The organism is Mycobacterium sp. pW045, assembly GCF_041287085.1.
Classification (GTDB): Bacteria; Actinomycetota; Actinomycetes; order Mycobacteriales; family Mycobacteriaceae; genus Mycobacterium; species Mycobacterium algericum_A.
The window spans coordinates 52,952-79,344 of the sequence record NZ_JBGGKU010000014.1; the positions used below are offsets into that span (position 1 = coordinate 52,952).

Here is a 26,393-nt window from a genome sequence, read left to right on the forward strand (position 1 = left end):
CCGGTCCCAGCGTCACCCCTGCCGCCGCGCCCAGTAAAAACGGGACCGCCCGGATGGTTTTGAGTAATTCAGTCGGTGACAACCCCCTCGGGGAGCTGTCCCCTTCCGTTGCCGGGGACGGCGCCGCTCGTGGTGGCGCAAATGCCTACGGTGCCTTCTCCATCGAAACGTTTGCCGACGCCGGGTCGCTGATGTATACCCACGAGGATGCCGCCGGCTTCCTCGGCTATGTCGGCAAATTCACCGCGCCGAACTTCTGGTATAAGGACGGCAATGTCCAAATCTGGTCCTACTACGAGGACTTCGATGATTGGCAGGACACCTACGGAATGGACGCGGTCAACGTCGCCTACCATTCCGGACACGGCGGCCGCCGCGCGGACGGAAGTGTGTGGTTCCCGCTGGGCGGCAATTGGAACAACCAGGGCACCAATGCGTGGGCCGGCAATATGCGTCTGGGCAACGAACGCGCCAACTACCTGTTCTGGTCGACCTGCTTCGCCTGCCCGGTGTACGCCCCGCTGAATCCGATCATCACCTGGAATTCGGCGAATCTGGGCTTCCGGATGTTGTTCGGCTTCGAGACCACCAGCGTGGACGACGGCAACTACGGCAAGTACTTCTTCGAGGAGTGGAACAAAGGCAAGTCCTTCAGCACCGCCTGGATGGATGCCAGCTGGCGAATCTCCCACGGCCAGGTGCCGTCTGTCGTGGCCTGCGGGGCAACCCAGGCCGAAGCCACCGATCGTCTCAACAACGAACGCCTCTTCAACTTCGGTCACGTCAGCAAGAACTGGTGGCAGTGGCGCTGGTACTACGCATCCAGCCTGGCGCCGACGAACCTGAGTACGCGCGAACGACAGCTCGCGGTCCCAGCCGACCTACGGGGCGCGCGACTGCGGCCGGTCGAGGTCATCCCGAAACTTCTTCGCTCGACGGTCGACCGCTTCGGATTGCGGGTCAGTATTCCTCGCGAGGTGCCGGTGTCGGCCAGCGGAGCCCTCCGCATCGGCGACGGCGACTCCCAGCTGGCATATGGCGCCGACGGGTCCATCGAAGCCCAACTCGACAACCACAACTACGCCAACCGCGACCAGATTCCGGTGAGCCAAGCGGCGGCGATCGCCCAAGAGGCTCTCGGCCGGTACGGGTTGACCAGGGACACGGAGTTGGTCTTCGACAAGGTCCAATATGCCGCCGAGGCCGGCGGTAGCGCCCAGGGCGACGGCGAGCTGCTGGACCCGGTGGTGACCGGCACGACCGTTCAGTTCAAACAGATCATCAACGGTCTGCCGGTGGTCACCCCCGGTGCCGGCGAGGTCCGGGTGTCGGTCGACAACGACGGCAAGGTCACCCGGGTCGCCAGCTCGGTCCGGGCGGTGGACCGGCTCGCTGCTGCCGCGGGCGGTGGCGGACCGACACCGACCCCCGACGGCGCCGAACAGCCCGCCGCGGTCGGGGCCGACCAGGATCCGGTGGAGCAGCGGCTCGGGGCGTCGTGGGCGCAGCATCTGGCGCGCTGGGCGACCAAGGGGCAGATGCCGGTCGGTTACTCGCTGGTGCCCGGCACCACCGAAGTCGGCTACGCCATGCAACTCGACCAGGCGGTCGTGGTGGCCACGCGCGAGATCGAGGTGGACTTCGGCAACGGCCTGCGCAAGCGCTACCGCGTCGAGGCACCGCTGGGATGACACCTCCCGGCTGGACTGGACCCGGGCTCGCTCAACTGAGCCCGGGTTCTTCCAGTTCTGCATCGGCCCTAGCCGGCGATCGCCTGGACGTCGACGGCGAACCGCCTCTGCACGCCGGCGGCGCCCTCCCAACTCCGGCCGTAGGTGAACCGCAGGGTGCCTTCCCCCGATGCTCGCACCGTGACTCGAAAGTACGCCTCGCCAACCGAACCCACAGTGGCAGTGCGGTAGTCACCGCGTTCCTCGGTGAGTTCGAACAGTCGTTCATCAAGACTGTCAACGCCCCAGCGGTAGCCCGCTGGGGCGTTCTCAGGCAGCCGAACCTCGATCGTGTCGCCGACGCGTACCTGAATCCGGCGGCCGTCGTCGCGTTCGGTCAGGCCGATTGCCATACCGTATTGCGCCTCGTGATCACAGTGTCACTCCGTAGCTTTCGTTGAAGAAGGCTCCGTTGATGTACTCCGGGCTTGCGTAGCCGAAGCCGTCGTCGCCCCACCCGGTGCCCCAACTGTTGCGGATGATGAAGCGCCCGTCGCCGGTGTAACCGACCACCGTCACAGCATGGCCGCCCCGGACCGTTGCGGGCTGGAATTCATCCAGTTTGCCGCCCGTTGTCGCAGCGTTGTCCCACGTCGCATCGACATTGAGACCCACCAGGATCGGGCCGTGCTGGCTCACCCAGGCGCGCCAGTTGTCCAGATTGAGCTGCAGGTTGAAATACGACGCGACCTTGTGCGTGGCGGCTGTGGCGTAGAAGGTGTTCTCGTTGCCGGAGTACATCGCCGTGTTGATCTTGAACGGCAGCATGTTCTCGGGCACCGCGCCGTAGTTGCGCAGCACGTCAACCGCAGCCTTGAGCGTGGTGCCCGCGCCTTCGATCATCGTCTCCGGCCGCGACGTGAACTGGTCGGTCTCCTTGGAGGCCATCCAGGCGAAACGCGGTGACAGCTTCTCGGTCTTCGCCAGCCTGCCGGCCGTGACGAACATGTAGCGCGCCACGCCGTCGGTGGACGCCCAGCCGACACACGAACCGGTGTTGCCCTGATCGCCGACGCCCCACCAGGAGTTGCGCAGATCGACGCTGGCCGGGAGCGCGGCCGGGGCGCCGAGAACTCCCGCGGCCAGCGCGTCGGTGAACTTCCAGTCGGTCTTCATGCTCTCCTCCGGCGTGGGAACCAGATTGCAGATCCGCTTGCGTTCGCCACGCCGTGTTGAAGCCTTTGCCATTTCACTGACCTCCGTGTGATTGGGTCGGGTTCGATACCCGCGTACGAGCCCAATCATCGTGAGCCGAACAGTGATACAGCACGCGTAGTGCACTACCCGATTATGCGGGGCGTTCAGGAGGCGAGATCGGCGGCTGCGGCGATGGCCCACGTGACCTGGGGGTGCCTGATGTCGCTGTGGGCACCGCTGAAGGCCGATTGGTTGGCGGCGATCACGGCATTGGCATCCAGTGCGTAGAACCGCTGGGAGGCAAAGGTATACGGTATTCCGGGCTCGGCAAGCTGAACGGCTTCAGCGGCGGGATCATTCTGGTAGCCGTCATGGCCCATGGCGCCCCACCGGTATATGAGGTCCTCGGCGGCCTGGGCGTCCTGGCGTGCCAGCATGCTGGCGGCGGGATACCACCAACCGACCGCCCGATCGGCCCGGCTGAACGTCGCGAGCAGGGGACCGTCGACGCGTGCCTCGCAACCGGCGAGCCCGCCGGGCCGGCTGTTGTCGAAGGGAAGTGACCTGGCGAAAGTGAAGTGGGAGAACGCCCCTTGGATCAGGGTCAGGGATTTGACGGGGCTGGCTGCCGGTGTCGCGGAGTCGGGCAGGCCGGCCAGCGCGTAGGAGACCAGCCGAGCGCCGAAGCTGTGGCCGATCAGGTGGATGCGCGGGGGGCCGGCGGCCCCACCGAGCCGCCCCAGCAAGGGGCCCAGCCCGACTTGACCGACCACCCCGGCGCGGTTCTTCATCTCGTAGTAGCTCAGCGTGCGTAGCACTTCCCGCGCGCCCGACCACAGCCCGGCGAAAGGATTGCCCAGCCCTTGCGCATTGCCGGTGCCGGCGGGTGCCATCGCGGCGGCGTGGCCCAGCACGGCGGCGGTGTCGGCCGTCGTGTCGGACCGCAGTAGCGCCGCTTCACCGGTGTCCTCGCCGCCCTGCGGCCTGGTGGTGACGAGATCGCTCGCCAGGGAATGGAATTCGATTAGCTTGTCGGGGTCCTGGGGTTGGTCGTCGAGCAGCAGGCCCAACGTGTCGAGGTGACCCTGCTGGTCGGGGAAGGCCGGTGCGAGTGCAGCGGCCAGTTGTGCTCCCGTGGAGGGCACCGGCGGCGCAGTGGCCGGATCGTCGTCGGGAAACAGCAGTGATGGCCACAGCACGCCGACGGCCGCACTGGTGGCGGTATGAGTCCCGAGCTGGTCTGCCAGCAGTGAGAACATCGCCTGGTAGAGGTCACGGGCAGAGTCGACACCGTTATTCCAGCCGTGCGAGAAGACGAACAGGTCGCTGATGCCGCCGGCCTCGACCGCGGCGGGCAGCCCGCCGTCACCGTTCTGCGTACCGTCGGCGTTGAAATCCAACTCGTAGTACGGCAATCCGTTGATGGTGGTCATCTCGTTCCTCCCGGCTACTAGGTACTGGACAGGGCCCGAAGCAGGTTAATCAGGCCGGCGCCCTGAAAGAACTGGTGGCGGCCGAGATCGGTCGCGGTGTCGATGAAGATCTGCTTGACACGTGCCGGCTGACCGATGAACTCGGTGCGAGCCGACAGGAAAGCGGCGATCGCACCGGACACGTGGGCGGCCGCCATCGAGGTGCCGCTGTCTTCGATGTAGCGGGCCAGCTCCGACGGATCCGAGGGACCGGCCGCCAACGGGGGCACACCGGCCGCCTGTTTCCCGGTCGCCGCGGAGGTGATCCGTTCGCCGGGCGCCACCAACTCGGGTTTGAGCCGCCCGTCGAGTGTGGGCCCCTTCGACGAGTCGAAGGTCACCCCGAAGGTGTGCGGCCGGTAGCGGTGTACCGAACCGACCGTGATGGCCGATGCGGCATTGCCGGGGTCGGTGATGGTCGACAGCTGCCCGTACACGTCGCCGCTCGCGCCGGCGGCTGCGGCGCCGACACCGGCGCCGACAACCCCGGCGCCCAAGTTGCCGGCGCTGACGACGGCGACCACACCGGTCCCGACCAGCAGGTCCAGCTCCCGGCACAGCGGGCTTTGCCCGGCGGCGTAATCCCTGATGAGCCAGCCGCAGCCGAGCGACAGATTCACCCCGTGGATCACCAGATCACGGCCGCCGGCGTTGACGGTGCGCACATAGTCGAGCGCGTCGATCACCGCACTGGAAAGGGTCTGTCCGTCCTTGTCGAGCACCCGCAGGCTGACCAGGTTCGTGCCCGGAGCAACTCCGGACAGGGCGGCACCGGGGGGGAGGTCTCGCGCAAGCCAGCGTGGCAGGCCTTGGGCCGTCGGCTCGTTGGCGGCGATGCGCAGCATGGCCTGGTCCGCGGGTGCCCGGCCGGCGATGATGCCCGCGACATGGGTGCCGTGCCCGAAGGGATCGGTCAGCGGGGACGACCCGGTGGTGGGCTGGGCGGGGTCGGTGATGGTGAAGTCATGGTGCAGCGACGCCACCGAGCTCGCCGACAGCGTTGCATTGCTGGTGAAGTGCGGATGTCCGGCGTCGATACCGGAATCGATCACCGCCCACACCACCCCGGTGCCGTCACACCGGAACGTGCGTGAGGCGGCATCGGCCTGGATGGTCGTCACCGAACGATCCAGATGGGCGTTGACCACGAAATCCGGCCACACGTGGTAAATCAGCGCCAGTGCGCGTTCGGTGGCGGCTCTGCTGGGCCGGGCGCCGCCCTGGACCAGTCGCTGCACCTCGGCGGGGGCCAGCGTGCACCGCATGTAGTGCCGGCCGACGGGAATCGGCCGGGGCGGTCGGTTACGCGCCCGAAAGACGTGTGCGAACAACTCGTTGAACTGGTGTCGGACCGTCTGCGGGTCCGCACCCGGTCCCAGCCGCAATTCGACGAGAACTACTCGGCGGCCCTGCTCGACGGAGCGCACCGCTCGATCGGCCTCCGGCGGTACCTCCTCCGGCGGGGCGAGCAACAGCTGGCTGACCATCGGCCGGCTGCGGGGGCCCCGAGACTCGCCGCCGGCGGTCACGGCCGTGCTTCCCGAGCCCGCCGCGGCCCCCGACAGCGGATCAGGACGCGCAACGGTGGCGACATTCTGTGATTGTCACCCCGATGTTCGTGATCCACAGCAATATCCGCCTACTCGATTCGCGGTGACGACGACCGTTCAGTCCTCATAATGGCGTTCGTAGTCCCAACGCTCGAGCCGCAGCTGCAGTTCGTGCGCGCCGCCCGAAATGAGCATGATCAGCACGGCCACGCAGGCGGCCACGATGACGCTCATAGCCGGTACATCTCGCGTGCCATGCGTGCGGGCTCCAGGTAATCACGCAGGCCCGGGTAATAGGGCGCCGGCGGCGGCAGACTGGGCAGTGCGGCCAGCGTCCGGCGCACCGCGGCCATCAGCCGGTGGCTCACAGTGGGTCGCGGCAATGAAACCGCCGCGGCCGTTCCTAACAGAACTTCACCCTCCGTGATGAGGACGGGCGTCGACGGTGGCGCGGGATGGGCCGCATCAACCGATGCGGTGTGCGCCTGAGATGACACGGACATTTTGATTTCTCCTCACATCGTGAAGGTTGCTGATGTGAGAAAAATTAGGGCTGCCCAACACCTGCTGCACGAGTGGCGAGCTACCTGTCTTCAGTGGCGAATCCCCACGAATCCACAGGTAAAGGGCCTACCGGCGGCCCGGAACCGCCGAAGATGGAGTATCCGATTACGCGTGTTCTTCCCGACGTGACGCTCAACGATTGACGAAGCCGCAACATCGGCGTCAAATGACCACGGAGAGGCGGGATCGAAGTGCGGGCAACAGTGTCGCGGTTCATGTCAGGAGTCGCCGAAAAGGCCGACCGCACGATCGGATGGTCCCGGCTGCCCAAGCCGCTAGCGGTCGCGGTGTTGGTCGGGCTGCGCAATCAGCTTCGGGCATACAACCTTTACGACGTCGGCCGCGGCCCCGCCGACCATCCCCCCGACGACGCACCGGCCGAAAGCGACCGGCTGGGCGCCCGCACTCTCAACGGCACCTATAACGATGTCGATGACCCGCTGATGGGTTCGGTGGGAAGCAGGTTCGGCCGTAATGTTCCGCTTTCGCACACCTACCCCGAGGATCCCGCGCAGCTGCTGGAGCCCAATCCGCGGTTGATCAGCCGGCAGCTGCTCGGCCGCGACGAATTTGCGGCGGCGACCACGCTCAACCTGCTGGCCGCCGCCTGGATCCAGTTCGAGGTGCACGACTGGTTCAGCCACGGCACCGTCGACGAGCAGCCCTGGCAGATCCCGCTGCACGACCATGACCCCTGGCCGCAGCGACCGATGACGATCAAACGGGCGGCACCGGACCCCAGCCCCGACGCCGACGGTCCGCCCACGTTCGTGACCGGGGACACCCACTGGTGGGACGCCTCGCAGATCTACGGTTCCACACCGGAATTCTGTGCCGCGCTGCGCACCGGCCACCAGGGCCAGCTCAGGCTGGATCAGGCGGGGCTGCCGCCGGCCGAGCTGGAGCGCTACCTGGACCTAACCGGTGCGGCCGGGAACTTCTGGGTCGGCCTCGCCCTCTTGCACTCGCTGTTCATGCGCGAGCACAACGCGATATGTGAACGGCTGGCCGCCCGGTACCCGCAGCTGGGTGATCAGGAACTCTACGACAAGGCCCGGCTGGTCAATGCCGCACTGATCGCCAAGATCCACACCATCGATTGGACCCCGGCCATCATCGCCCACCCGACAACCGTGTTCGCGATGCGCGCGAACTGGTTCGGGATTCTGGGCGAGCGGTTCCGGCGTCGCTTCGGGCGCATCACCGACAGCGAAGTGCTGCAGGGCATACCCGGGTCACCCACCAACCACCATGGCGTTCCCTACTCGCTCACCGAGGAGTTCGTGGCGGTCTACCGGATGCATCCCCTGATTCCCGACAGTTTCCAGTTCCGCTCGGTGGCCGATGACCGTATCGTGGCCGAACACGAGTTTCCCGACCTGACACTGCTGCACGTGCGCGAGCGGCTTAGCGAGATACCGATGGCCGACCTCTTCTACTCGTTCGGTCGCGCCCACCCCGGGGCCCTCACGCTGCACAACTTTCCGCGGCACTTGCAGCACTTCGAGCGCCCGGATGGATCGCTGATCGACCTGGCCGCCACCGACATCCTGAGGGTGCGTGAGCGAGGTGTGCCGCGCTATAACGAGTTCCGGCGCCTGCTGCGCCTCGCGCCGGTGTCGTCGTTCGAGGAGTTGACCGACAACCCGGCGTGGGCCGAGGAACTCCGTCAGGTCTACGGCGACGTGGAGCGGGTCGACCTGATGGTCGGGCTCTACGCCGAACCCAAGCCGAGGGGATTCGGCTTCAGTGACACCGCGTTTCGGATCTTCGTCCTGATGGCATCGCGCCGACTCGCCAGTGACCGCTTCTTCACCCGCGACTTCCGTCCGGAGGTCTACACCGCGGCGGGGCTGGACTGGGTCGCCGACAACGATATGCGTAGCGTGCTGCTGCGCCATTTCCCGACACTGGCACCGGCCCTGGAGGGCGTGGCCAATCCCTTCGCGCCCTGGCATCCCGTCGGTGCAACCCCGCGCAGCTATGTGCGCTACCGCGAAGACCTGGAGCGGCCACGATCCGACGAGAACGAGGTGATCGACAAGATCACCGCCTCGCTGCGCCACAACAACGAACGGGCCTACCGCAAGTTCAAGCACGGGCTGCGCGACGCGCACGCCAAGAGCCATGCGATCCTGCGCGGCGAACTCACCGTCTATCCCGACCTCCCCGAGGAACTGGCGCAGGGACTGTTCGCCGCGCCCGCGACCTACCCGGTGATCGCGCGGATCTCCACCACCTCGGGTGTGCTGCGCAGCGATCAGATCCGCGGGGTCCGCGGACTTGCCATCAAGGTTCTCGGCGTGCACGGACCGCGCGCCCTGGCCGATGACGATGCCACTACGCAGGATTTCATCATGGTGACCCACCGCGAGTTCTTGTTCGCCGACGCCCATGCCTACCTGGCGCAGGGAATGCCGACCGCCCGCGTGCTGGCGATGCTGCCGGACCGTGTGCTGTGGGCGGGCAGTGAGGTCTTGGCCGCGGCCACCAAGGTCGGTGTGCGGCTGCCCTCGAACCTCGCGGTTTTCATCGCGGCCAACACCCACATCCTGGGCGAGACGTTCTATTCGTCGGCGCCGCTGCGCTACGGCGACTACGTCGCGAAGATGCTCTACGCGCCGCTGTCGGACGCCGTGAAAGACCTGCAGGGTCAGCTGGTGCCCCGCGATGCCGGCCAGGACGCCCATCGCGACCTGATGATCGACTTCTTCCGCGATAACGCCGCCGAATACGAGTTGCGCGTGCAACTGTGCACCGACGTCGTGACGATGCCGATCGAAGACGCCACGGTGGCGTGGCCAGAAGCCGCGTCGCCGCACCGGCCGGTGGCCAAGATAACTTTTCCCCGCCAGAATCCGTGCAGCCCGGAGCGACGCGCCTTCGGCGACGATGTGCTGTCGTTCAACTCCTGGCGCGCGCTGGCCGATCACCGGCCACTCGGCTCCATCAACCGGCTCAAGCTGCAGGTGTATGAGGCGTCGAGCCAATACCGCCACACCGTGAATGCCGCGCCCCGAATCGAACCGACCGATATCGCGCAGCTGCCGGACTGACGCCGGTGGGCCGCCGGCACCGCTGCGCCAGGGCAGCGAAAACGCGGTCGGCGAAATGGAAAATTCCTGGTGACGTGAGGGAAAGGCGGACTTACACTGTCAATTCATGGCAGGCGGTTGGCGGCTGCTCGATCGCCCCGCGGAATACGAGGCGATCCGCTCCTCGCTGAGCGACGAGGACAGTCGCGGCGTGGTGCTGGTGGGCTCCGCGGGAGTCGGCAAGACCACGTTGGCCCGTGCCGTCACCGCATCACTGCGCTCGCAGGTGCACTGGGCGGCGTGCACGGAGTCCTCGCGCAGTATCCCCCTGGGGGTGTTCGCCCAATGGGTGGAGCCGTCCGCATCCCGTGACCCGATCGCGCTGCTGATGTCGGCGCGCAAATCCCTTCTCGCCAACGGCGATACCGTTATCGGCGTCGACGACGCCCACCTGTTGGACCAACTGACGGCCACCCTGCTGCACCAGCTCGTGGTCGAGCGGGCGGCGCGGGTGGTGGCCACCGTGCGTAGCGGCGAACCGGTTCTCGACGCGGTCACCGCGCTGTGGAAGGACGGGAACCTGCAACGGCTCGAACTCGAGGTGTTCACCAAGGAACAATGTGTCGCGCTGGTCGAATCGGTCCTCGGTGGGACGCTCGAGGGGCTCAGCGCCGACGTCATGTGGGAATCGACGGGCGGCAATCCGCTGTTCCTGCGCCACCTGGTGGAGGGGGCCGTCGATGCGGGGACCCTGGCCGAGGTCAACGGAGTGTGGCAGCTGCGTGGGCGGACGACGGTGCCGTCCGGCCTGGCGGCATTGCTCGATGAACGTCTCGACCGCGCCGGCGATGACGTCGTCGGCGCATTGAAGCTGTTGGCGCTGTGCGAACCACTCGACATCGACGCGCTGTGCGAGTTGGCCGGTGAGGAGGCGGTGGACGCCGCGGAGGTGCAGGGCCTGATCCGGGTCGCCCAGGACGGTCGGCACCCCACCGCGCGGTTCAGCCATCCGGTGTTCGGTGACGTCGTCCGCCGCCGGGTCGGCACCGCGTCGTCGCGCAGCCTGCGGGGCCGGATCGTGCAGGTGCTTCGAGACCGTGAACTGGATTCGGCGGCGGACCGCATCCGGCTGGCGCACTTGTGTATCGACAGCGACCAGATCGTCGAGATGGACCTGCTCGTCAGCGCGGCCAAGGATGCGATCTTCCTGTCGAATCTCCCGCTTGGGGAGCGGTTGGCACGTGCGGCCTTTGAGCGGGGCGGTGGTTTGCGCGCCGCCGAGCTCCTGTCGCGGGCGCTGTTGTGGCAGGGGCATCCGGTACAAGCCGACGAGATCCTCACCCGTTTCGATCCCGCCCACCTCGATGAGCTGCAACTCGTGCAGTGGGGCATCCCGCGGCTGTCGATCCTGTTCTGGTCGATGGGTGATATCGCGCAGGCCACCGAGCTGTTGGCGCTGTTGCGCACTCGCGTGCAACACCCGGCCCTGAAGCTCATCGTGGACGCCACCGGGTCGGCAATGGCGGTCCACCAGAACCAGATCGAGGAAGGACTGACCGCAGCCGAGCAGGTGCTGGCGGACCCTCAAGCCCCCAAGCAGGCCATCGATTTCGCTGCCTTCGGTGCGGGACTCGCCATGCCGCTCGCGGGCCGCGGCGGCGATTTCGAACCGATCGCCGCCAGGTGTCGCGCCGAGCAGAAGGCCACCGACGGCATGCTGCGGGTGATGGTGCGCTACGGCGATGTGCTGGCGTTGACCTACCTCGGGGACCTCGACTTGGCCGATCAGCGGGTCGCTGACTACACGCAGTTCTCCTCTGCCGAGCAGTTCGTCGGTTGGGCCATCGCCAAGATCATGGCCGGCCTGGTCGCGACGTATCGCGGCCGATTCCGCGAGGCGATCTCGTCGATGGAGCAGGCGATCGCGGCGCTGAACGCCGAGGCCTCACTGCCGTGGCAGCTACCCGCACGGGTGTTGCTGGTGCGCGCGTACGCCGCACTGACCAACGTCGACGAGGCCGAGCGGGTCCTCGACGACACCCAGGAGCACACCGGCCCGCACGAGGCGCTGTGGGAGCCGCAGCTGATGATCGCCAAGGCGTGGCTTGCCGCGGCCAAGGGCGGCGAACGCTCGGCGGTCGACTTGGCCCGCGCCGCCGCAGATCTCGCCCACACATCGGGCCAGTACGCGGTGGAGGCCGAAGCGCTGCACCATGCCGCCCGGTTCGGTGACCGCACCGTCGCGGGCCGATTGGGGACATTGGCGACACGCATTGAGGGACCGGTCGCGGCCATGTACGCCCGACACGCCGAGGCCGTCGCCGCCTCCAAAGCGTCCGGCCTGGACGCGGTCAGTGTCGAATTCGAAGGCGCGGGTTTGATGCTGTCCGCCGCGGACGCCGCCGCGCAGGCGGTACCGCTCTACGAGCGTGCCGGTCAGCGGCGCCGTAGCGCGGAGTCGGCGGCGCGCGCGCTGTGGCTTGCCACCCAATGCGACGGGGCGATGACACCGGCGATCAGGACCGCCGCGCGGCCCCTGCCGGTGACCTCCCGCGAGCGCGAGATCGCGGCGCTGATTGCCCGCGGTCTGTCGAATCGTCAGATCGCCGAGCGGCTGACCGTGTCGGTGCGCACGGTCGAAGGTCACATCTACCGTGCCTGCATCAAACTCGACATCGCCGATCGCGAGGAACTCGCGAAGATCGTCTGGCACGGGCCGGCCAGCTAGCCCGCCGGCTGCGGCTCAGCGCGGCGCGTGGGGGGACTTGTTCCAGCCGTTGGGGATCATCGGCAGCTGCGGTGCGCTGCCGAACCGATCGTCGGCAAGGGCGGTCAGCCCGGCCGCACGCCGGCCCGCATCGGCGACCGTGCCGACGAAGCCCAGCGTGCCGGCGCCGGAATCCGATGCGCTCGGCGGCTCGGTGAAGTCCGGCGACACCGTGATGTTCATGTCCATGTACTCGTCGCCGAACCCGTGCTGCTGGGTGCGGCGGCGCCGACGGCGCTGCTGGGCTTCGCGCAGCGCGGCGGCTGCCGCGGGTGCGGCTTGGCTCTCCGAGGCCTCCTCCTCGGCGCTGCGGGATCGGCGGGCGCCGGTGCTCTGTCGTGCCGAGGCCGAGGCGCTGCTCACCAGATACATCGACGAAGTGGGCCCGAAACCGACGCCCGGGCCGCCCCCTGCCGCGCCGCCGGCCGGCATCCCACCGGCGGCCGAAGCGGCCGGGCCGGCCGAGGAGATCGTGCCGGTGGTGGCGGGCACTTGTGCGCCCGCCGGTACGGTGGCGCCCGCTGCGACAGCAGCGCCCGCGCCGCCCGCCACCGGTGCCAGCGGCGCCGGTTCGACCACCTGGTCGGCCCCACCCACCGCACCGATGGCGCCGAGCGCACCGAGTCCGGCGGCGGCCGCAAGGAAGCCGGGCGCCGCTGCCATGACGATCGGAATCGCCATTTGTACGGCGATCTGCCCCATCGGCCACAGCAGCGTCAGCGTGTGGAAGACGCTCCACCCCAGGGCGCTGGCCAGAATCGGGGACATCCCCGGGATCTGTAACAGCATCTCGCCGACCGCGCTGGCGAACGGAAACGCCTCGATCGGATATCCGTCGACGCCCAACAGCGACCACAGCCATCTGGCGATCGGGTCGGCGAAACCCATGTTGTACTGCTTGAGCAAGTCGGCGATCTGTTGTTCCCAGCTCGCACTGGCGGCGGCCTCACCGGCCGGGGACACCACCGCCGGTGCGGGGGTGGCCACCGGGACCGACGCCAGTGCCGACCCGGCGACACCCTGGTAGACGGTCATCATCTCCGCCGCCTGAATCCACATCCGGACATAGTCGGCTTCGTTCAGCGCGATCGGGATGGTGTTGACCCCGAAGAAGTTGGTCGCGACCAGCGTCGCGTGCACGGCATGGTTGGCGGCCAGTTCGGCCAGCGTCGGCATCCCCGCCAGCGCGGCGGTGTAGGCGGTCGCCGCCGTCTGGTGCAAGGCGGCGGCCGCAGCGCTCTTGGCGGCGCTGTCGGTCAGCCAGCTCAGGTAGGGCACGTGCGCGGTCGCGTACTGCTGGGCGCTGGGCCCCTGCCAGGCGCCGGACTGCACGCCGGCGAGCACCGCGTCGAGTTCGGCGGCCACCTCGGCGTACTCGGCGCTCATCAGCGACCAGGCCGACGCCGCTTCCAGCAGCGGACCGGGCCCGGGTCCGGCGCTCAACAGCGCCGAGTGCACCTCTGGTGGCGACGCCAGCCAGACCGGTGCGGTCATGAAGACACCTCCCCTTTCCCGAGTCCCCGGCGATTCCGATCTTGTTCTTCTCAACCAGTGGTCGTCTCATCGACCGGTTTGGTTCCCGACCGGGTGAATTTTTTGGCCCCTTTGTTTCCCGGCGCCGAATGCGCGACTATGGCGGCATGCGGTGCGAGGTGGTGCGTGAAACCCTGTCGGCGCTGCTCGACGGTGAGCAGCAGGAGTTGAACGCGCAGCAGGTCGACGCGCATCTGGCGTCATGCCGCAGCTGCCGGCGCTGGTTGGTGGGTGCGGCCGCGCAGGCCCGCCGGTTGACCACCATCGAAACCGCCGCCGACGCGGCCGCCGGCCCTGACCTAGCCGCGCAGATCCTGGCGGCTGCCGGCGTGACTTCGGTCACCGGCCAGCTGGTGTCCGGTGGCTGGCGGCGATGGGGTTACCGCCGGCTGGCGCTGATCGCGGTCGGGGTGCTCCAAGTCGCCATGGCGCTGGCGCAGATCGCCGGGGTGGACTTCGGGATGGTGTCGGCGCACGGTCACGGGGCCGCCACCGGGGCGCATTTGCTGCACGAGTCGACCGCGTGGTTGTTGGCGCTGGGTGGGGCGATGATCGCCGCGGGCGTCTGGCCCGGTGTGGCGGCCGGTGTCGCCGCGATCGCCGGGGTATTCGCCCTGGCATTGAGCGGATATGTGGCCATCGACGCCTACCACGGTCAAGTGACCGCGGCGCGGATCGCCAGCCATTTACCGGTCCTGGTCGGCCTGCTGTTCGCTTTGCTGGTGGCGCGTCACCGGGTCGGTGGCGCCGGCCCGCGGACGCGGGACGACACCGCGGCGGATGCGCTGCCGCCGGCCGACACCGGCCATGCCGGACAGCGTCGCGGCCGCCGCCATCTGCGGTCGGTCAGCGGTCCGAACGGCCCTACGACCATGCGTCGTAGGAGCGGGCAGCGGCCGGGTCTAGGGTGGTTGTTCATGGCGGGAGCTAACCGGGGCAGTGTCGGGGCTGACGGCGCTGACGACGCTGTCACCGCACTCGCACTTGCCGCCGCAGCCGGGGACTCCCGCGCTCTGGAGGCGTTCATCAAGGCCACCCAGCACGATGTCTGGCGGTTCGTGGCCTACCTGTTCGACGGCGGCCACGCCGACGACCTGACCCAGGAGACCTTCCTGCGGGCGATCGGCGCCATCCCGCGGTTCTCCGGGCGCTCCAGTGCCAGGACCTGGTTGCTGGCCATCGCGCGCCGGGTGGTCGCCGATCACATCCGCTACCTGCGGTCGCGTCCGCGCACCGCGCCCGGCGCCGACCCCGAGTTGTTGCTCAACCGCGAGCGGCCCAGCCGCGGCTTCGAGGACGTCGTCGAAGTGAACACCCTGATCGCAGGACTCTCCGACGAGCAGCGCGAGGCGCTGTTGCTGACCCAACTGTTCGGCCTGTCCTACCAGGACGCGGCCGCAGTCTGCGGTTGCCCGGTGGGCACCATCCGCTCCCGGGTCGCCCGCGCCCGTGACGCGCTGCTCGCCGATCCGGATCGCGACGAGCTCACTGGTTAATCCGATCGGTTCGGGCTGGCCGGAGGGTTTTTCCGGGTCCGGTCCGATGACGCGAGCCGGTGACGGCGGCCACTGGCGCCGCGGTCATGGAACGATGGACACGGATCAGGGTTTCGAGGTTGGGGAGAGCGGTGTCAGCGCGACGTTGGCTGCGGACCACTGCGGTCGTGGGTGCGACGGCCGTGTTGTTGGCCTCCAGTTGCAGCTGGCAGCTCGGAAACCCCATTCCGCAGGGTGTGCCGCCGCCGCCCGGCGACCCGGTCCCGCCGGTCAACACCCAGCTGGTGGCCGGGCGTCCGGCCGACCAGCTGTATCACTGGGCCGCCGAGCGGGCGGCGGTGCTCGACATCCCGGTGACCGCGTTGGAGGCCTACGCTTACGCCGCGCGGGTCGCGGAGGTGGAGAACCCCAACTGCCACCTCGGCTGGACCACGCTGGCCGCGATCGGCCAGATCGAGAGTCACCACGGCCGCTATAACCACGCCACGGTGGCGCGCAACGGCGACGTGCGGCCCAAGATCCGGGGCGTGCGGCTCGACGGGTCCGGCGGCACGCTGCACATCGTCGAGAGTCTGCAGCCCGACCTGGCCGACGACGACGGCGTGGTGCGCGCGATGGGCCCCATGCAGTTCATTCCCGAGACCTGGCGGCTCTACGGCGTCGACGCCAACAACGACGGCATCATCAGCCCGGACAACATCGACGACGCCGCGCTGTCCGCGGCCGGCTATCTGTGCTGGCGCGGAAAGGATCTGGCGACCGCCAAGGGCTGGATGGCGGCCCTGCTTGCCTACAACGATTCGGAGATCTACGCCCGCGCCGTCCGGGACTGGGCCGCCGCGTATGCGGCCGGACGCCCGCTGTGAGGACTGCGGCGGGCAGCACCGTTTAGGCTTCCCGGTAGACCCCAATAGGCTCCCCCATAGGTTTAATACGGCCAGCCCCACCCAGCTCAAGGAGAAGTCAGTGCCCATCATCCAGCAGGTCGGCGCCCGCGAGATCCTCGATTCCCGCGGCAACCCCACGGTCGAGGTCGAGGTCGCGCTGGAGGACGGCACGTTCGCCCGGGCAGCGGTGCCCTCCGGCGCCTCCACCGGCGAGCACGAGGCCGTCGAACTCCGCGACGGCGGCTCCCGGTACGGCGGCAAGGGCGTGCAGAAGGCGGTCACCGCGGTGCTGGACCAGATCGCACCCGCGGTCATCGGGATCAGCGCCGACGACCAGCGGCTGGTGGACCAGGCGCTGGTGGATCTCGACGGCACCCCGGACAAGTCCCGGCTGGGCGCCAACGCCATGCTCGGGGTGTCGCTGGCGGTGGCCAAGGCCGCCGCTGATTCCGCGGCCCTGCCGCTCTACCGCTATCTCGGCGGCCCCAACGCCCACATCCTGCCGGTGCCGATGATGAACATCCTCAACGGTGGCGCGCACGCCGACACCGGCGTCGACGTCCAGGAGTTCATGGTCGCCCCGATCGGCGCCCCCAGTTTCGCCGAGTCGCTGCGCTGGGGTGCGGAGGTCTACCACGCCCTCAAGGCGGTGCTCAAGAAGCAGGGGCTGTCCACCGGGCTGGGTGACGAGGGCGGTTTCGCCCCCGACGTCGCCGGCACCACTGCGGCGCTGGATCTCATCAGCACCGCGATCGAGTCCACCGGATTCACGCTGGGCACCGACGTGGCGTTGGCTCTCGACGTCGCGGCCACCGAGTTCTACACCGAGGGCAGCGGCTACGCATTCGAGAAGCAGAACCGCACCGCCGCGCAGCTGACCGAGTTCTACGCCAAGCTGCTCGACAACTACCCGCTGGTCTCGATCGAGGACCCGCTGTCGGAGGACGATTGGGACGGCTGGGTGGCGCTGACCAACGAGATCGGGGACCGGGTGCAGCTCGTCGGTGACGACCTGTTCGTCACCAACCCCGAACGCCTCGAGGAGGGCATCGAGCGGGGCGCGGCGAACGCGCTGCTGGTGAAGGTCAATCAGATCGGCACCCTCACCGAAACCCTGGACGCGGTGACGCTGGCGCACCACAGCGGCTACCGCACCATGATGAGTCACCGCAGCGGCGAGACCGAAGACACCACCATCGCCGACCTCGCGGTGGCCGTCAGCAGTGGCCAGATCAAGACCGGTGCGCCGGCCCGCAGTGAGCGGGTGGCCAAGTACAACCAGTTGCTGCGGATCGAGGAGGAACTCGGCGACGCCGCCCGCTACGCCGGCGAGCTGGCCTTCCCCCGCTACGCGCCGGAGACTCGATAGTCCGTCGGGGGCGCTGCCAATGTCCGATCCGAAACGGCCCGAGAAGCGCCGCGCCGCGACGTCGCGGCCGGGCCGGGCCGGTGAGACGGGGCGGGCACGCCCGAGCCGCCCACCGGCGGTTCGCCGCGGACCGGCCGGCTCGCGCAGCGCGCCGGAGCCACCGGCCCAGCCCGTCAAGCGGGCCGTGTCGGCGGCAGCCGAGCAGCGCGCGGAACTGCGGGTCGGATTCACCGCGCGGCGTGCGGTCATCCTGGCCGCGGTGATGTGCGTGCTGACCTTGACGCTGGCCGGGCCGGTTCGCACCTTCTTCGCCCAGCACGCGGAGATGAAGCAGCAATCCCAGCTGGAAGCCGTGCTGCACGGCCAGATCGCCGACCTGCAGCAACAGAAGACCAACATGGATGATCCGGCGCACATCCGGGCCCAGGCCAGAGAGCGGCTCGGCTTCGTCATGCCCGGCGAGATTCCCTATCAGGTGCAACTGCCCGCCACCGCGGAGGTGCCGGGCGAGCCGGGCGCCGAACCGGACATGATCGGCCCCAGCGGCGAGCCCTGGTACACCTCGCTATGGCACACCATCGCCGACGTTCCGCATCCGCCGCCCGCCCCGGCCGCGCCGCCCCCGGGCCCGCCCGGGCTCCCGGGGCCTTCCGTTCCGGTTGTGCCCGGTGGTTGACCCGGCTGACCTGGCAGCGGTGGGCCGGCAACTGGGCCGAGAGCCCCGCGGCGTTCTCGAGATCTCCTACCGGTGCCCCAACGGGGAGCCGGCCGTGGTCAAGACGGCGCCGAAACTGCCTGACGGAACACCGTTTCCCACGCTGTACTACCTGACCCATCCGGTGCTGACGGCCGCGGCGAGTCGGCTGGAGTCTTCGGGGCTGATGGCGGATATGACCGACCGGTTGCAGCGCGACCCGGACCTGGCCGCGGCCTACCGAGCCGCCCACGAATCCTTTCTGGCGGAGCGGGATGCGATCGAACCGCTGGGTACGACGTTCTCCGGTGGCGGCATGCCCGATCGGGTGAAATGCCTGCACGTGGTGATCGCGCACGCACTGGCCAAGGGGCGCGGAGTCAACCCGTTCGGCGACGAGGCATTGGCGATACTGGCCGCCGAGCCCGCGATGGCCGGGATCCTGGTACCGGAGGAGTGGTTGTGACGCGCACGGACAGGATCGCCGGAATCGACTGCGGCACCAACTCGATTCGGTTGGTGATCGCCGAACCGGTCGATGGCCGGCTGCGTGATGTTCACCGCGAGATGCGGATCGTCCGGCTGGGGCAGGGGGTTGATGCGACCGGCCGGTTCGCGCCCGAGGCGCTGGAACGTACCCGCGCCGCGCTGGTCGATTACGCCGAACTGCTGGTGACGCACGGTGTTTCGCGGGTGCGCATGGTGGCGACCTCGGCCACCCGCGACGCGGCCAACCGTGACGAATTCTTCACCATGACGGCTCAGGTGCTCGGCATCGCGGTCGCCGGCGCTGTTGCCGAGGTCATCACCGGCCAACAGGAAGCCGAGCTGTCCTTCCGCGGTGCGGTAGGCGAATTGGACGGTGCCGATGGGCCTTTCGTGGTGGTCGATCTCGGTGGCGGATCGACCGAAGTGGTCCTCGGCGACCCGGAGCGCGGGGTGTCGGCTGCCTACTCGGCCGACATCGGCTGCGTCCGGTTGACCGAACGTTGCCTGCACTCCGACCCGCCGACCGCCGAGGAGATCGCCGCCGCCCGCGGCGTCGCCCGCGAGTTGCTGGGCGAGGCGTTGCAGGTGGTTCCGGTGCAGCACGCGCGGACCTGGGTGGGGGTGGCCGGCACCATGACGACGCTGTCGGCGCTGGCCCACGGTCTGACCGAGTACGACCCCGGGGTGATTCACCTGTCCCGGGTCGGGTTCGGCGCCCTGGTCGCGGTCTGCGACAGGCTGCTCGGCATGTCCCGTGACCAGCGGGCCGCGTTGGGCCCGATGCATCCCGGCCGCGTCGACGTGATCGGCGGCGGGGCGATCGTGGTGCAGGAACTGGCCCGCACGCTGTCTGAGCATGCCGGCATCGATGAGCTGGTGGTCAGCGAGCACGACATCCTCGACGGGATCGCGCTGTCGATCGCTTAGCCCGGGCGTCCTCGACCGCCGTTGCCCCCAAAGCTCAAACCGGTGACGCCGCTCCAACCACCTGGGATTGCAGACGGTTGGAGCGGCGACCTGGCCGTTAGCGCGTGCGCGTATCAGCCTTCCAAACGACCTTGTCGTGGCCGCCGGCGTCCCGGTAGACGACGCTGTCGGGCGCCGTGCCGTCCTTGACGTCGAAGTAGAGCCGCCCGCTGGTCTGGCTGCCTTGGGCGATCGGCCCGTTGGGCAGGCCGTCGACCTCGTTGCCCTTCATCACCGCGAACGTCGAACTGTTGACGGCACGAGCGTTGAAGTCGGCGATGTTCGGGGTCGGGGTACCGCTCACCGCCTTGGCTGTCACGTCGGAGTACCAGATTCCGTCGTTGTGCCCGCTGGGTTGCAGGTTCTTGACGGTGTAGTCGATGGCTCCGCCCGGACTCTGGATCTCTTCGGTCTCACCGAATCCGACCACCGTCGGATCGGCTATGGCCGGCGCTGCTGCCAGCATTCCTGCCGCCACAAGGCCGGTCGCTGTCACCGCCGTCTTTTTGGCGATCTGGGAAAACATCACGGCAAAACTCCTTCCGCTAGGTCCCCAAGGACATATCCGCGTGGGCGGATTTCAAACCTCGAATCGGTAACCCATGCCTGCTTCGGTCAGCAGATGCTTGGGATTCGACGGATCGTCTTCCAGTTTCCGTCGCAATTGCGCCAGGTAAACGCGCAGGTACTGGGTCTCTTTGGCGTAAGCCGGGCCCCATACCTGGGTGAGTAGCTCATCACGACCGACAAGCTTGCCGCGATTGCGCACCAGCATCTCCAACATGCCCCACTCCGTGGGGGTCAGGTGCACCTCACCACCATTCTTGGTGACTTTTTTGGCGGCCAGATCAACGGTGAACGACGAGCTCTCAACTATCGGCTGGTCTATCTCGGCGGCGGCGGCATTGCGGCGCGCCGCGGCCCGCAACCGGGCCAAGAATTCGTCCATCCCGAACGGTTTGGTCACGTAGTCGTCAGCCCCGGCGTCGAGGGCCTCGACCTTGTCGGCGGAGTCGGTGCGGGCCGAGAGCACGATCACCGGCGCCGTCAGCCAGCCGCGCAGGCCGGCCAGCACCTCGATGCCGGAGATATCGGGCAACCCCAGGTCGAGAATCACCACGTCCGGGCGTTGCTCGGCGGCGGCTCGCAGCGCGCCGGCGCCGGTCGCCGCGGTGACCACCTCGTAGCCGCGCACCGACAGGTTGATCTTCAGCGCGCGCAGGATCTGCGGTTCGTCATCGACTACCAGGACACGTGTGCTCATCCGCCCTCTCCCGCCGGTGCCGCCAGGTCCACCACCATGGTCAGCCCGCCACCCGGTGTCTCTGTCGCCGAGATGGTGCCGCCCATGGCCTCCACGAAACCCCTCGCCACCGAGAGTCCCAGGCCCACTCCGCTGGTGTTGTCCCGGTCGCCGAGTCGCTGGAACGGATCGAACGCGTGCAGTTCGCCGCCGGGCGGCAGTCCTCGGCCCTCATCGGCGACGTTGATCAATACCCGGTCGCCGACCCGGCCGGCCGTCACCCGCACCACGCTGTCCGACGCGTAGCGCAGCGCGTTGTCGATCACGTTGGCCAGCACCCGTTCCAGCAGGCCGGCATCGGCCATCGCCACGGTCGGACCCACCTCTACCTTCACCTGGTCCAACCGGCCGCGGCCGAAGACGTTGCTGCGCCTGCCGATTCCGATCAGGGCGCGCTGCACCACCTCTTCCAGATAGACCTTGGTCAGCGCGGGCCGGATCACGCCGGCGGCCAGCCGCGATGAATCAAGCAGGTTGCCCACCAGGTCGGTCAGCTGGTCGACCGACTCCTCGACGGTGGCCAGCAGCTCGGCGGTGTCGTCCGGGGAGAAGGCGACGTCGTCGGCGCGCAGACTCGACACCGCCGCCTTGGCCGCAGCCAATGGGGTGCGCAGGTCGTGGCTGACCGCCGACAGCAGCGACCGGCGCAGCTCGTCGGTGCGCATCACCGCGTCGGCCCGGCTGGCCTCGGCCGCCAAGTCCTCCTGGCGGACCAGTCCGGCCGCCTGCCGGGCCACCACGGACAGCACCCGCCGGTCGCGGGAGGCCAATTGTCGGCCGACCATCAGCATCCAGAACTCGTTGTCGCCGACGTCGATCGCGGTGTCCGCGAGATCGACCGAGGTGCAGGGGTTTTCGCCGACCGAGGCCACGACTTCAGGCGTATCGGTGCGGTTCGGGACGCGGACGAGGCTGACCGCCCGCTGCGCGTAGGTTTCGCGAACCCGCTCCAGCAGGGTGTCCAGGTCCGCTCCGCGCAGCACCGACCCGGCGAACAGCGTCATCAACTCGGCTTCTCGGGAGGCGCGGCCGGCTTCGCGGGTTCGTTTGGCTGCGCTGTCGACCAGGACTGCCACCGCGACCGCCACCAGCAGCAACACCACCTCGGTCACGGCGGCGTCGTGTTCGGCGATGGTGAAATCGCCCCGCGGTGCGAGCAGGAAATAGTTCAGCAACACCCCGGACAGCAGGGCTGAGAGCACCGCCGGAGCGATTCCGCCGAGCAGCGCCACCACCAGCACCCCGACCACGAACAGTGCGCTGCGGCCGGTGTCGACATAGCGGTCGAGCCAGCCCACCACGATGGCGCACATCACGCATGGCACGGCGACCGCCGCCAGCCAGGACACCGCCCGACGCTCCCGCGGGGAGATCGATACCGCCCGGAAATTCGGTTTGGTGTCCTCGTCGGTGACGATGTGCACGTCGATGTCGCCCGACTGCTGGACCACCGCCGCCCCCACACCCTCGTCGAGGATGCGCGCCCAGCGGGAACGCCGTGAACTGCCGATCACCAGCTGGGTGGCGTTGACGTCGCGGGCGAACTCCAGCAGCGCGGCAGGCACGTCGTCGCCGATCACGGTGTGCAGCGACGCGCCCAGGCTGATCGCCAGTTGCCGGATTTTGCCCACCCGCGGGGCCGGCGCACCGGAGTCGCCGTCGCCGCCGAGTACATGCAGCACCAGCAACTCGCCGCCGGCTTTCGACGCGATCCGGGAAGCCCGCCGCACCAGAGTCTCCGATTCCGGGCCCCCGGTCACCGCGGCGACGATGCGTTCCCGCGCCTCCCAGGTTTGGGTGATCTTCTTATCGGCGCGGTACTTCGTCAGCGCCGCATCGACCTGCCCGGCCAGCCACAGCAACGCCAATTCGCGCAACGCGGTGAGGGTTTCGCCCCGGAAGTAGTTGGCCAGTGCCGCGTCGACCTTCTCCGGCGGGTAGACATTGCCGTGGGAAAGCCTGCGGCGCAACGCTTCCGGTGCCACGTCGATCAGTTCGATCTGAGCGGCCTGGCGCACGATCGCATCGGGAACGGTGTCATGCTCGGTGGTTCCGGTGATCTTGGTGACGACATCGCTGAGACTCTCCAGCTGCTGGACGTTGACCGTGGAGATCACCGTGATGCCGGCGTCGAGCAATTCCTCGATGTCTTGCCAGCGCTTCGGATTGCGGCTGCCTGCGGGGTTGGTGTGTGCGAGATCGTCGACCAGGACCAGCTGGGGACGGCGCGCCAGCACCGCGGCGACATCGAGTTCGGCGTTCGGGTCACCTATGGTCTCGATGCCCCGGAGCAGTTCTGCGGTCTTGGAGCGGCCGTGGGTCTCGATGGCAGCGGCGACCACATCAGTGCCGCGCTCGGCGCGGCGGTGGGCTTCTCCGAGCATGGCGTAGGTCTTGCCGACCCCCGGGGAGGCTCCGAGATAGATGCGGAGTTCGCCACGCGGTTCTGCAGGCCGCCCGACCTGCCTCACGACGCTCACCAGACCATCATCCCGGCAACCGCCGTCATCAGCCAGCAGCGACCGGCCGCACCATCACGGTTGGTTTGAACCCGTACCGCGGATCGCTGAAACCGCGACCGCCGCGCGCGGCGGCCGCCCCGGCGGCACCGACCCCGGCCGGCACCGCGGTCATCGACTGTCCTTCCTCGACCGCACCGGGGATCCATTCAGAGGTGATCAGCGGTGCCGCACCGGCTTCGGAGGGCAGCGCTCCCGGCCAACTCGCCGGCACCGAGAGCCCGCCGACCGGGGCCGCCTGGGCCACACCGGCCAGCACCGGCGACCGGCCGGCCGCCGCAGCGCCGGACACGGCCGCCCCGGCCGGGGTATCGACCGAATCCACCAGGATCGGGCTGCCGGCCGCGCCGACGCCGGGCGAGGCGATGGCGATGGCGCTGGCGATGCCGGCGAATAGATGCCAAGACCCGGCGGTGACCCCGTAGGTGCTGTAGGTCTGGATCGCGTTCCAGATGCCGATGTTCTGGGTCGAGCCGATGAAGTTCGAAAGGAAATCGCCGGCCTGGGCCGGGCCGGCTGCTGCGCTCAATGGCGAGGAGAGGGTCTGCACAGCGCTGGGCAGTCCCGAAACCAGCTGGGACAGCCCACCTTGGGTGCTACCGGCCGATGCCTGGGCGACTGCCGCCGCCTGGCCTGCCGTACCGAGCGGGTTGCTGATCGGAGTGGGCGAGGACAACGGCTGTAGTGTCCCGGAGCTGGCCGAGTTGGCCGCGTAGCTGTACATGGCGATGGCATCCTGTGCCCACATCTCGGCGTACTGGGCCTCGGTGGCGGCGATCGCCGCAGTGTTGAGGCCCAGAAAGTTCGAGGCGACCAACGCGGCCAGCTGCGCCCGGTTGGCGGCGATCACCGGTGGCGGCACCATCATCGCGAAGGCCGCTTCGAATGCGGCGGCCGAGGCAGTTGCCTGGGCGGCCGCGTGCTCGGCAGCGGCCGCGGTGGTGTTGAGCCAGTTGATGTATGGCGTCACAGCCGCGGCCATCGATGCTGAGGCCGGACCCTGCCACTCCTCGCCGGTCAGCGCCGCGATCGCCGACTGGTAGGACGCCGCGGTGGTCGACAGTTCGGCGCCGAGACTGTTCCACGCCGCAGCGGCGGCCATCATCGGCGCCGCTCCGGCACCGGCGTACATGCGGCCGGAGTTGATCTCCGGGGGTAAAGCGCCAAAGTCCATGTTGGTCAATTCCGATCGCTGGTAACCGATTGTCTGCCGTCAGCCCACCGGCGGGCGGGGCATCACCTTCGGCTTGATGCCGTAGCGCAATCTGCCGCGACTGCCCTGCTCGCTTGACGACCCCGGCAGCCCGGCGGGCACCGCCGCTGTCGAAGCGCGGGGCGCGGCGGCCGCGGTGCTGCTGCTGGAGAGCGCCGCCGGTGTGGCGCTCGTCGGGGCGGGTTCGCCGGCCCAGGCCGGTGGCAGCGGCGCGCCCGGGGTCCGCGCCGCAGGCTGGCCCGGGCCCGCCGAGGCCGCTGCTGCCGCGGGCGCCGGAGCGGTCTGACCGGTGAGACCCGCCGTGGGCATCCCGGATTCCGAGGGCACGACGTGGTGGACCACCCCCGATGGGGAGGTGATGTAGCCCTTGCCCAACCCGGTGAACTCCGAGGCGGCTGAACCGATGGTGCCGGCCTGCATGGCGGCCAGGACGGCGCTGTTGCTGGCGATCCCGCCCAGGCCGAATGTCGGGTCGGCGGCCGTTGAGCCGGTGAGCCCGGCCAGCAGGCCGCCGGCGGCCGAGGAGTCGGCGGCCGCCGAATTGGCGGTCTCGGTGATGCCGTAGGAGTCGGCGCTGGTGCGCAAGGTGTTGACGAACATCTCCTGGATCGCCGCGGCCTGTGCGCTGATCTGCTGGTACAGCTGTCCGTAGGCGGCGAACTGGGTCGCCTGCAGGACCGAAACCTCGTCGGCGCCGGCCGGGGCGATGCCGGTGGTCGGTGCGGCCGCGGCGGTGTTCTGCGCGGTCATCGCCGAGCCGATCGCTTGCAGGTTGCTGGCGGTCGCGGCCATCGCCTCGGGATGGGTGGTCACGAAAGACATGACTGCTCCTGATCGAAAACGGGCGGCCTTCGGCCGAGTGCAGGGTCCACTGTTTCCGGCCGGACGCCGGATCACCGAAGGCGTTTACGGGTTCTTAACGCCCTTGCCAGGATTCTTGACGGTTTATTCGCACAGGTACTTCACAGCGACTCGCGGCTCCGACCTGGACCCAGCTGGACCCCACCGTCGGCATCCGCGCTGGCCACGTCGTCGCCGGCGGTCCGCGCCCGCTGGCTGGGCGGGTTGGCGTGGGAGTCGATGACCTGGAAGTTCGATCCGAGCCGGGTGATGAATTCCTGACAGGCGGTCGATTCGGGACCGCCCCGGAGGTCCCGGCGCCCCGGTCTGCGCGTGGGTGTCGAAGCGGGCCGTCATGAACGCATCGCGTCCCGGCCGGTCACGAGACATGCGGTCAGTGGTGACTCCGTGAATCAGTGAATTCCATTCCCGCTCAGCCGGCCACCACCGTATGGCTGGTGACGGTGGGCTGAAACCCGTAGTTCGGCGCCGTGGCCGCCGAAGTGGCGCGCGCCGCGAGCGAGCCGATCGGCATGCCGGCCGGCATGGCGCCCAGCCCGCGCTCGGCAGCGGCGGTCAGGGTTGCATCCGACGCCGGTGTTGCCCGCGATGCCAAGAGGTTCGACAGCACCCCGACCTCCGAAAACAAAACAACCGGCGCAGCCCCCTCCGCTGCGCCGGTTGCTTTGTTCGGGCTTCGGTCAGGCCCAGCTGGAGCCGACCGAGGCGTCGGTGTTGGCCATGTTGTTGCCGGCGGTCTGCACCTTCTGACCGTGAGCGTTGGCCTGCTCGTAGATCACCGCGAAGTTGCGGCCCAACTGCGCCACGA

Annotated in this window: 21 protein-coding genes and 3 pseudogenes; 11 read left to right on the top strand and 13 right to left on the bottom strand. The window is 68.6% G+C overall.

Features of this window, described 5'->3' with window-relative positions; all coding sequences use genetic code 11:
* Positions 1–59 precede the first annotated feature (59 nt).
* Entirely contained in the window at positions 60–1,691 is a 1,632-nt protein-coding gene (locus tag ACAG20_RS19690) for a DUF6345 domain-containing protein (protein WP_370493789.1), read from the top strand.
* A gap of 68 nt (positions 1,692–1,759) precedes the next feature.
* On the opposite strand, the gene ACAG20_RS19695 is transcribed toward ACAG20_RS19690, so the two are convergent.
* The 5 genes from ACAG20_RS19695 to ACAG20_RS19715 form a co-directional block, all read right to left on the bottom strand.
* Positions 1,760–2,083, bottom strand: coding sequence for a protease inhibitor I42 family protein (locus tag ACAG20_RS19695; RefSeq protein ID WP_370493790.1), 324 nt, complete (start codon positions 2,081–2,083; stop codon positions 1,760–1,762).
* Between the two features lie 19 nt (positions 2,084–2,102).
* Complete coding sequence (locus ACAG20_RS19700; RefSeq protein ID WP_370493791.1) at positions 2,103–2,918, bottom strand: C1 family peptidase; 816 nt, start codon at positions 2,916–2,918, stop codon at positions 2,103–2,105.
* 113 nt (positions 2,919–3,031) lie between these two features.
* On the bottom strand, positions 3,032–4,300 hold the full coding sequence (locus ACAG20_RS19705; RefSeq protein ID WP_370493792.1) for a serine/threonine protein kinase: 1,269 nt from the start codon (positions 4,298–4,300) through the stop codon (positions 3,032–3,034).
* A gap of 17 nt (positions 4,301–4,317) precedes the next feature.
* Positions 4,318–5,826 (bottom strand): S8 family peptidase, encoded by a 1,509-nt coding sequence (locus ACAG20_RS19710; protein WP_370493806.1) that lies wholly within the window; start codon positions 5,824–5,826, stop codon positions 4,318–4,320.
* 293 nt (positions 5,827–6,119) lie between these two features.
* A complete protein-coding gene (locus ACAG20_RS19715; RefSeq protein WP_165824940.1) occupies positions 6,120–6,257 on the bottom strand; it encodes a hypothetical protein in 138 nt (45 codons plus the stop codon).
* A gap of 381 nt (positions 6,258–6,638) precedes the next feature.
* Between ACAG20_RS19715 and ACAG20_RS19720 the strand changes: the two are divergent.
* The 3 genes and pseudogenes from ACAG20_RS19720 to ACAG20_RS19730 all read left to right on the top strand — a co-directional run.
* A pseudogene (locus tag ACAG20_RS19720) lies at positions 6,639–8,435 on the top strand (peroxidase family protein); the annotation flags it as partial.
* 3 nt (positions 8,436–8,438) lie between these two features.
* On the top strand, positions 8,439–9,509 hold the full coding sequence (locus ACAG20_RS19725; protein WP_370493807.1) for a catalase family protein: 1,071 nt from the start codon (positions 8,439–8,441) through the stop codon (positions 9,507–9,509).
* Between the two features lie 106 nt (positions 9,510–9,615).
* Complete coding sequence (locus ACAG20_RS19730; RefSeq protein WP_370493793.1) at positions 9,616–12,216, top strand: LuxR C-terminal-related transcriptional regulator; 2,601 nt, start codon at positions 9,616–9,618, stop codon at positions 12,214–12,216.
* A gap of 15 nt (positions 12,217–12,231) precedes the next feature.
* Here ACAG20_RS19730 and ACAG20_RS19735 read toward each other — a convergent pair whose 3' ends face one another.
* Positions 12,232–13,749 (bottom strand): PPE family protein, encoded by a 1,518-nt coding sequence (locus ACAG20_RS19735; RefSeq protein ID WP_370493794.1) that lies wholly within the window; start codon positions 13,747–13,749, stop codon positions 12,232–12,234.
* 146 nt (positions 13,750–13,895) lie between these two features.
* Between ACAG20_RS19735 and ACAG20_RS19740 the strand changes: the two are divergent.
* The 7 genes and pseudogenes from ACAG20_RS19740 to ACAG20_RS19770 form a co-directional block, all read left to right on the top strand.
* Positions 13,896–14,570: pseudogene (locus tag ACAG20_RS19740) on the top strand (DUF2275 domain-containing protein); the annotation flags it as partial.
* Between the two features lie 135 nt (positions 14,571–14,705).
* Positions 14,706–15,284, top strand: coding sequence for an RNA polymerase sigma factor SigC (gene sigC, locus ACAG20_RS19745; protein ID WP_370493808.1), 579 nt, complete (start codon positions 14,706–14,708; stop codon positions 15,282–15,284).
* A gap of 131 nt (positions 15,285–15,415) precedes the next feature.
* Positions 15,416–16,150, top strand: coding sequence for a lytic transglycosylase domain-containing protein (locus tag ACAG20_RS19750; protein WP_112689466.1), 735 nt, complete (start codon positions 15,416–15,418; stop codon positions 16,148–16,150).
* Between the two features lie 100 nt (positions 16,151–16,250).
* Positions 16,251–17,540: a phosphopyruvate hydratase gene (eno, locus tag ACAG20_RS19755; protein ID WP_112689468.1), complete on the top strand. Its 1,290-nt coding sequence runs from the start codon at positions 16,251–16,253 to the stop codon at positions 17,538–17,540.
* 19 nt (positions 17,541–17,559) lie between these two features.
* Positions 17,560–18,216: a septum formation initiator family protein gene (locus ACAG20_RS19760; protein ID WP_370493795.1), complete on the top strand. Its 657-nt coding sequence runs from the start codon at positions 17,560–17,562 to the stop codon at positions 18,214–18,216.
* Positions 18,209–18,700 (top strand): DUF501 domain-containing protein, encoded by a 492-nt coding sequence (locus tag ACAG20_RS19765; RefSeq protein WP_112689098.1) that lies wholly within the window; start codon positions 18,209–18,211, stop codon positions 18,698–18,700. The genes ACAG20_RS19760 and ACAG20_RS19765 overlap by 8 nt, the downstream gene beginning before the upstream one ends.
* Entirely contained in the window at positions 18,697–19,650 is a 954-nt protein-coding gene (locus tag ACAG20_RS19770; protein WP_370493796.1) for an exopolyphosphatase, read from the top strand. The genes ACAG20_RS19765 and ACAG20_RS19770 overlap by 4 nt, the downstream gene beginning before the upstream one ends.
* Positions 19,651–19,747: 97 nt before the next feature.
* On the opposite strand, the gene ACAG20_RS19775 is transcribed toward ACAG20_RS19770, so the two are convergent.
* The 7 genes and pseudogenes from ACAG20_RS19775 to ACAG20_RS19805 all read right to left on the bottom strand — a co-directional run.
* The gene (locus tag ACAG20_RS19775; protein WP_370493797.1) at positions 19,748–20,218 is read right to left on the bottom strand and encodes an MPT63 family protein; all 471 of its coding nucleotides are present in this window, start codon (positions 20,216–20,218) and stop codon (positions 19,748–19,750) included.
* 51 nt (positions 20,219–20,269) lie between these two features.
* Positions 20,270–20,953, bottom strand: coding sequence for a response regulator (locus ACAG20_RS19780; RefSeq protein WP_370493798.1), 684 nt, complete (start codon positions 20,951–20,953; stop codon positions 20,270–20,272).
* Positions 20,950–23,472, bottom strand: a complete 2,523-nt coding sequence (locus ACAG20_RS19785; RefSeq protein WP_370493799.1) for an ATP-binding protein — start codon at positions 23,470–23,472, stop codon at positions 20,950–20,952. The genes ACAG20_RS19780 and ACAG20_RS19785 overlap by 4 nt, the downstream gene beginning before the upstream one ends.
* Positions 23,473–23,500: 28 nt before the next feature.
* Positions 23,501–24,685 (bottom strand): PPE family protein, encoded by a 1,185-nt coding sequence (locus tag ACAG20_RS19790; protein ID WP_370493800.1) that lies wholly within the window; start codon positions 24,683–24,685, stop codon positions 23,501–23,503.
* 39 nt (positions 24,686–24,724) lie between these two features.
* Positions 24,725–25,546 (bottom strand): PE family protein, encoded by an 822-nt coding sequence (locus ACAG20_RS19795; protein ID WP_370493801.1) that lies wholly within the window; start codon positions 25,544–25,546, stop codon positions 24,725–24,727.
* 451 nt (positions 25,547–25,997) lie between these two features.
* Complete coding sequence (locus ACAG20_RS19800) at positions 25,998–26,195, bottom strand: hypothetical protein (protein WP_370493802.1); 198 nt, start codon at positions 26,193–26,195, stop codon at positions 25,998–26,000.
* 70 nt (positions 26,196–26,265) lie between these two features.
* Positions 26,266–26,393: pseudogene (locus tag ACAG20_RS19805) on the bottom strand (type VII secretion protein EsxI); the annotation flags it as partial.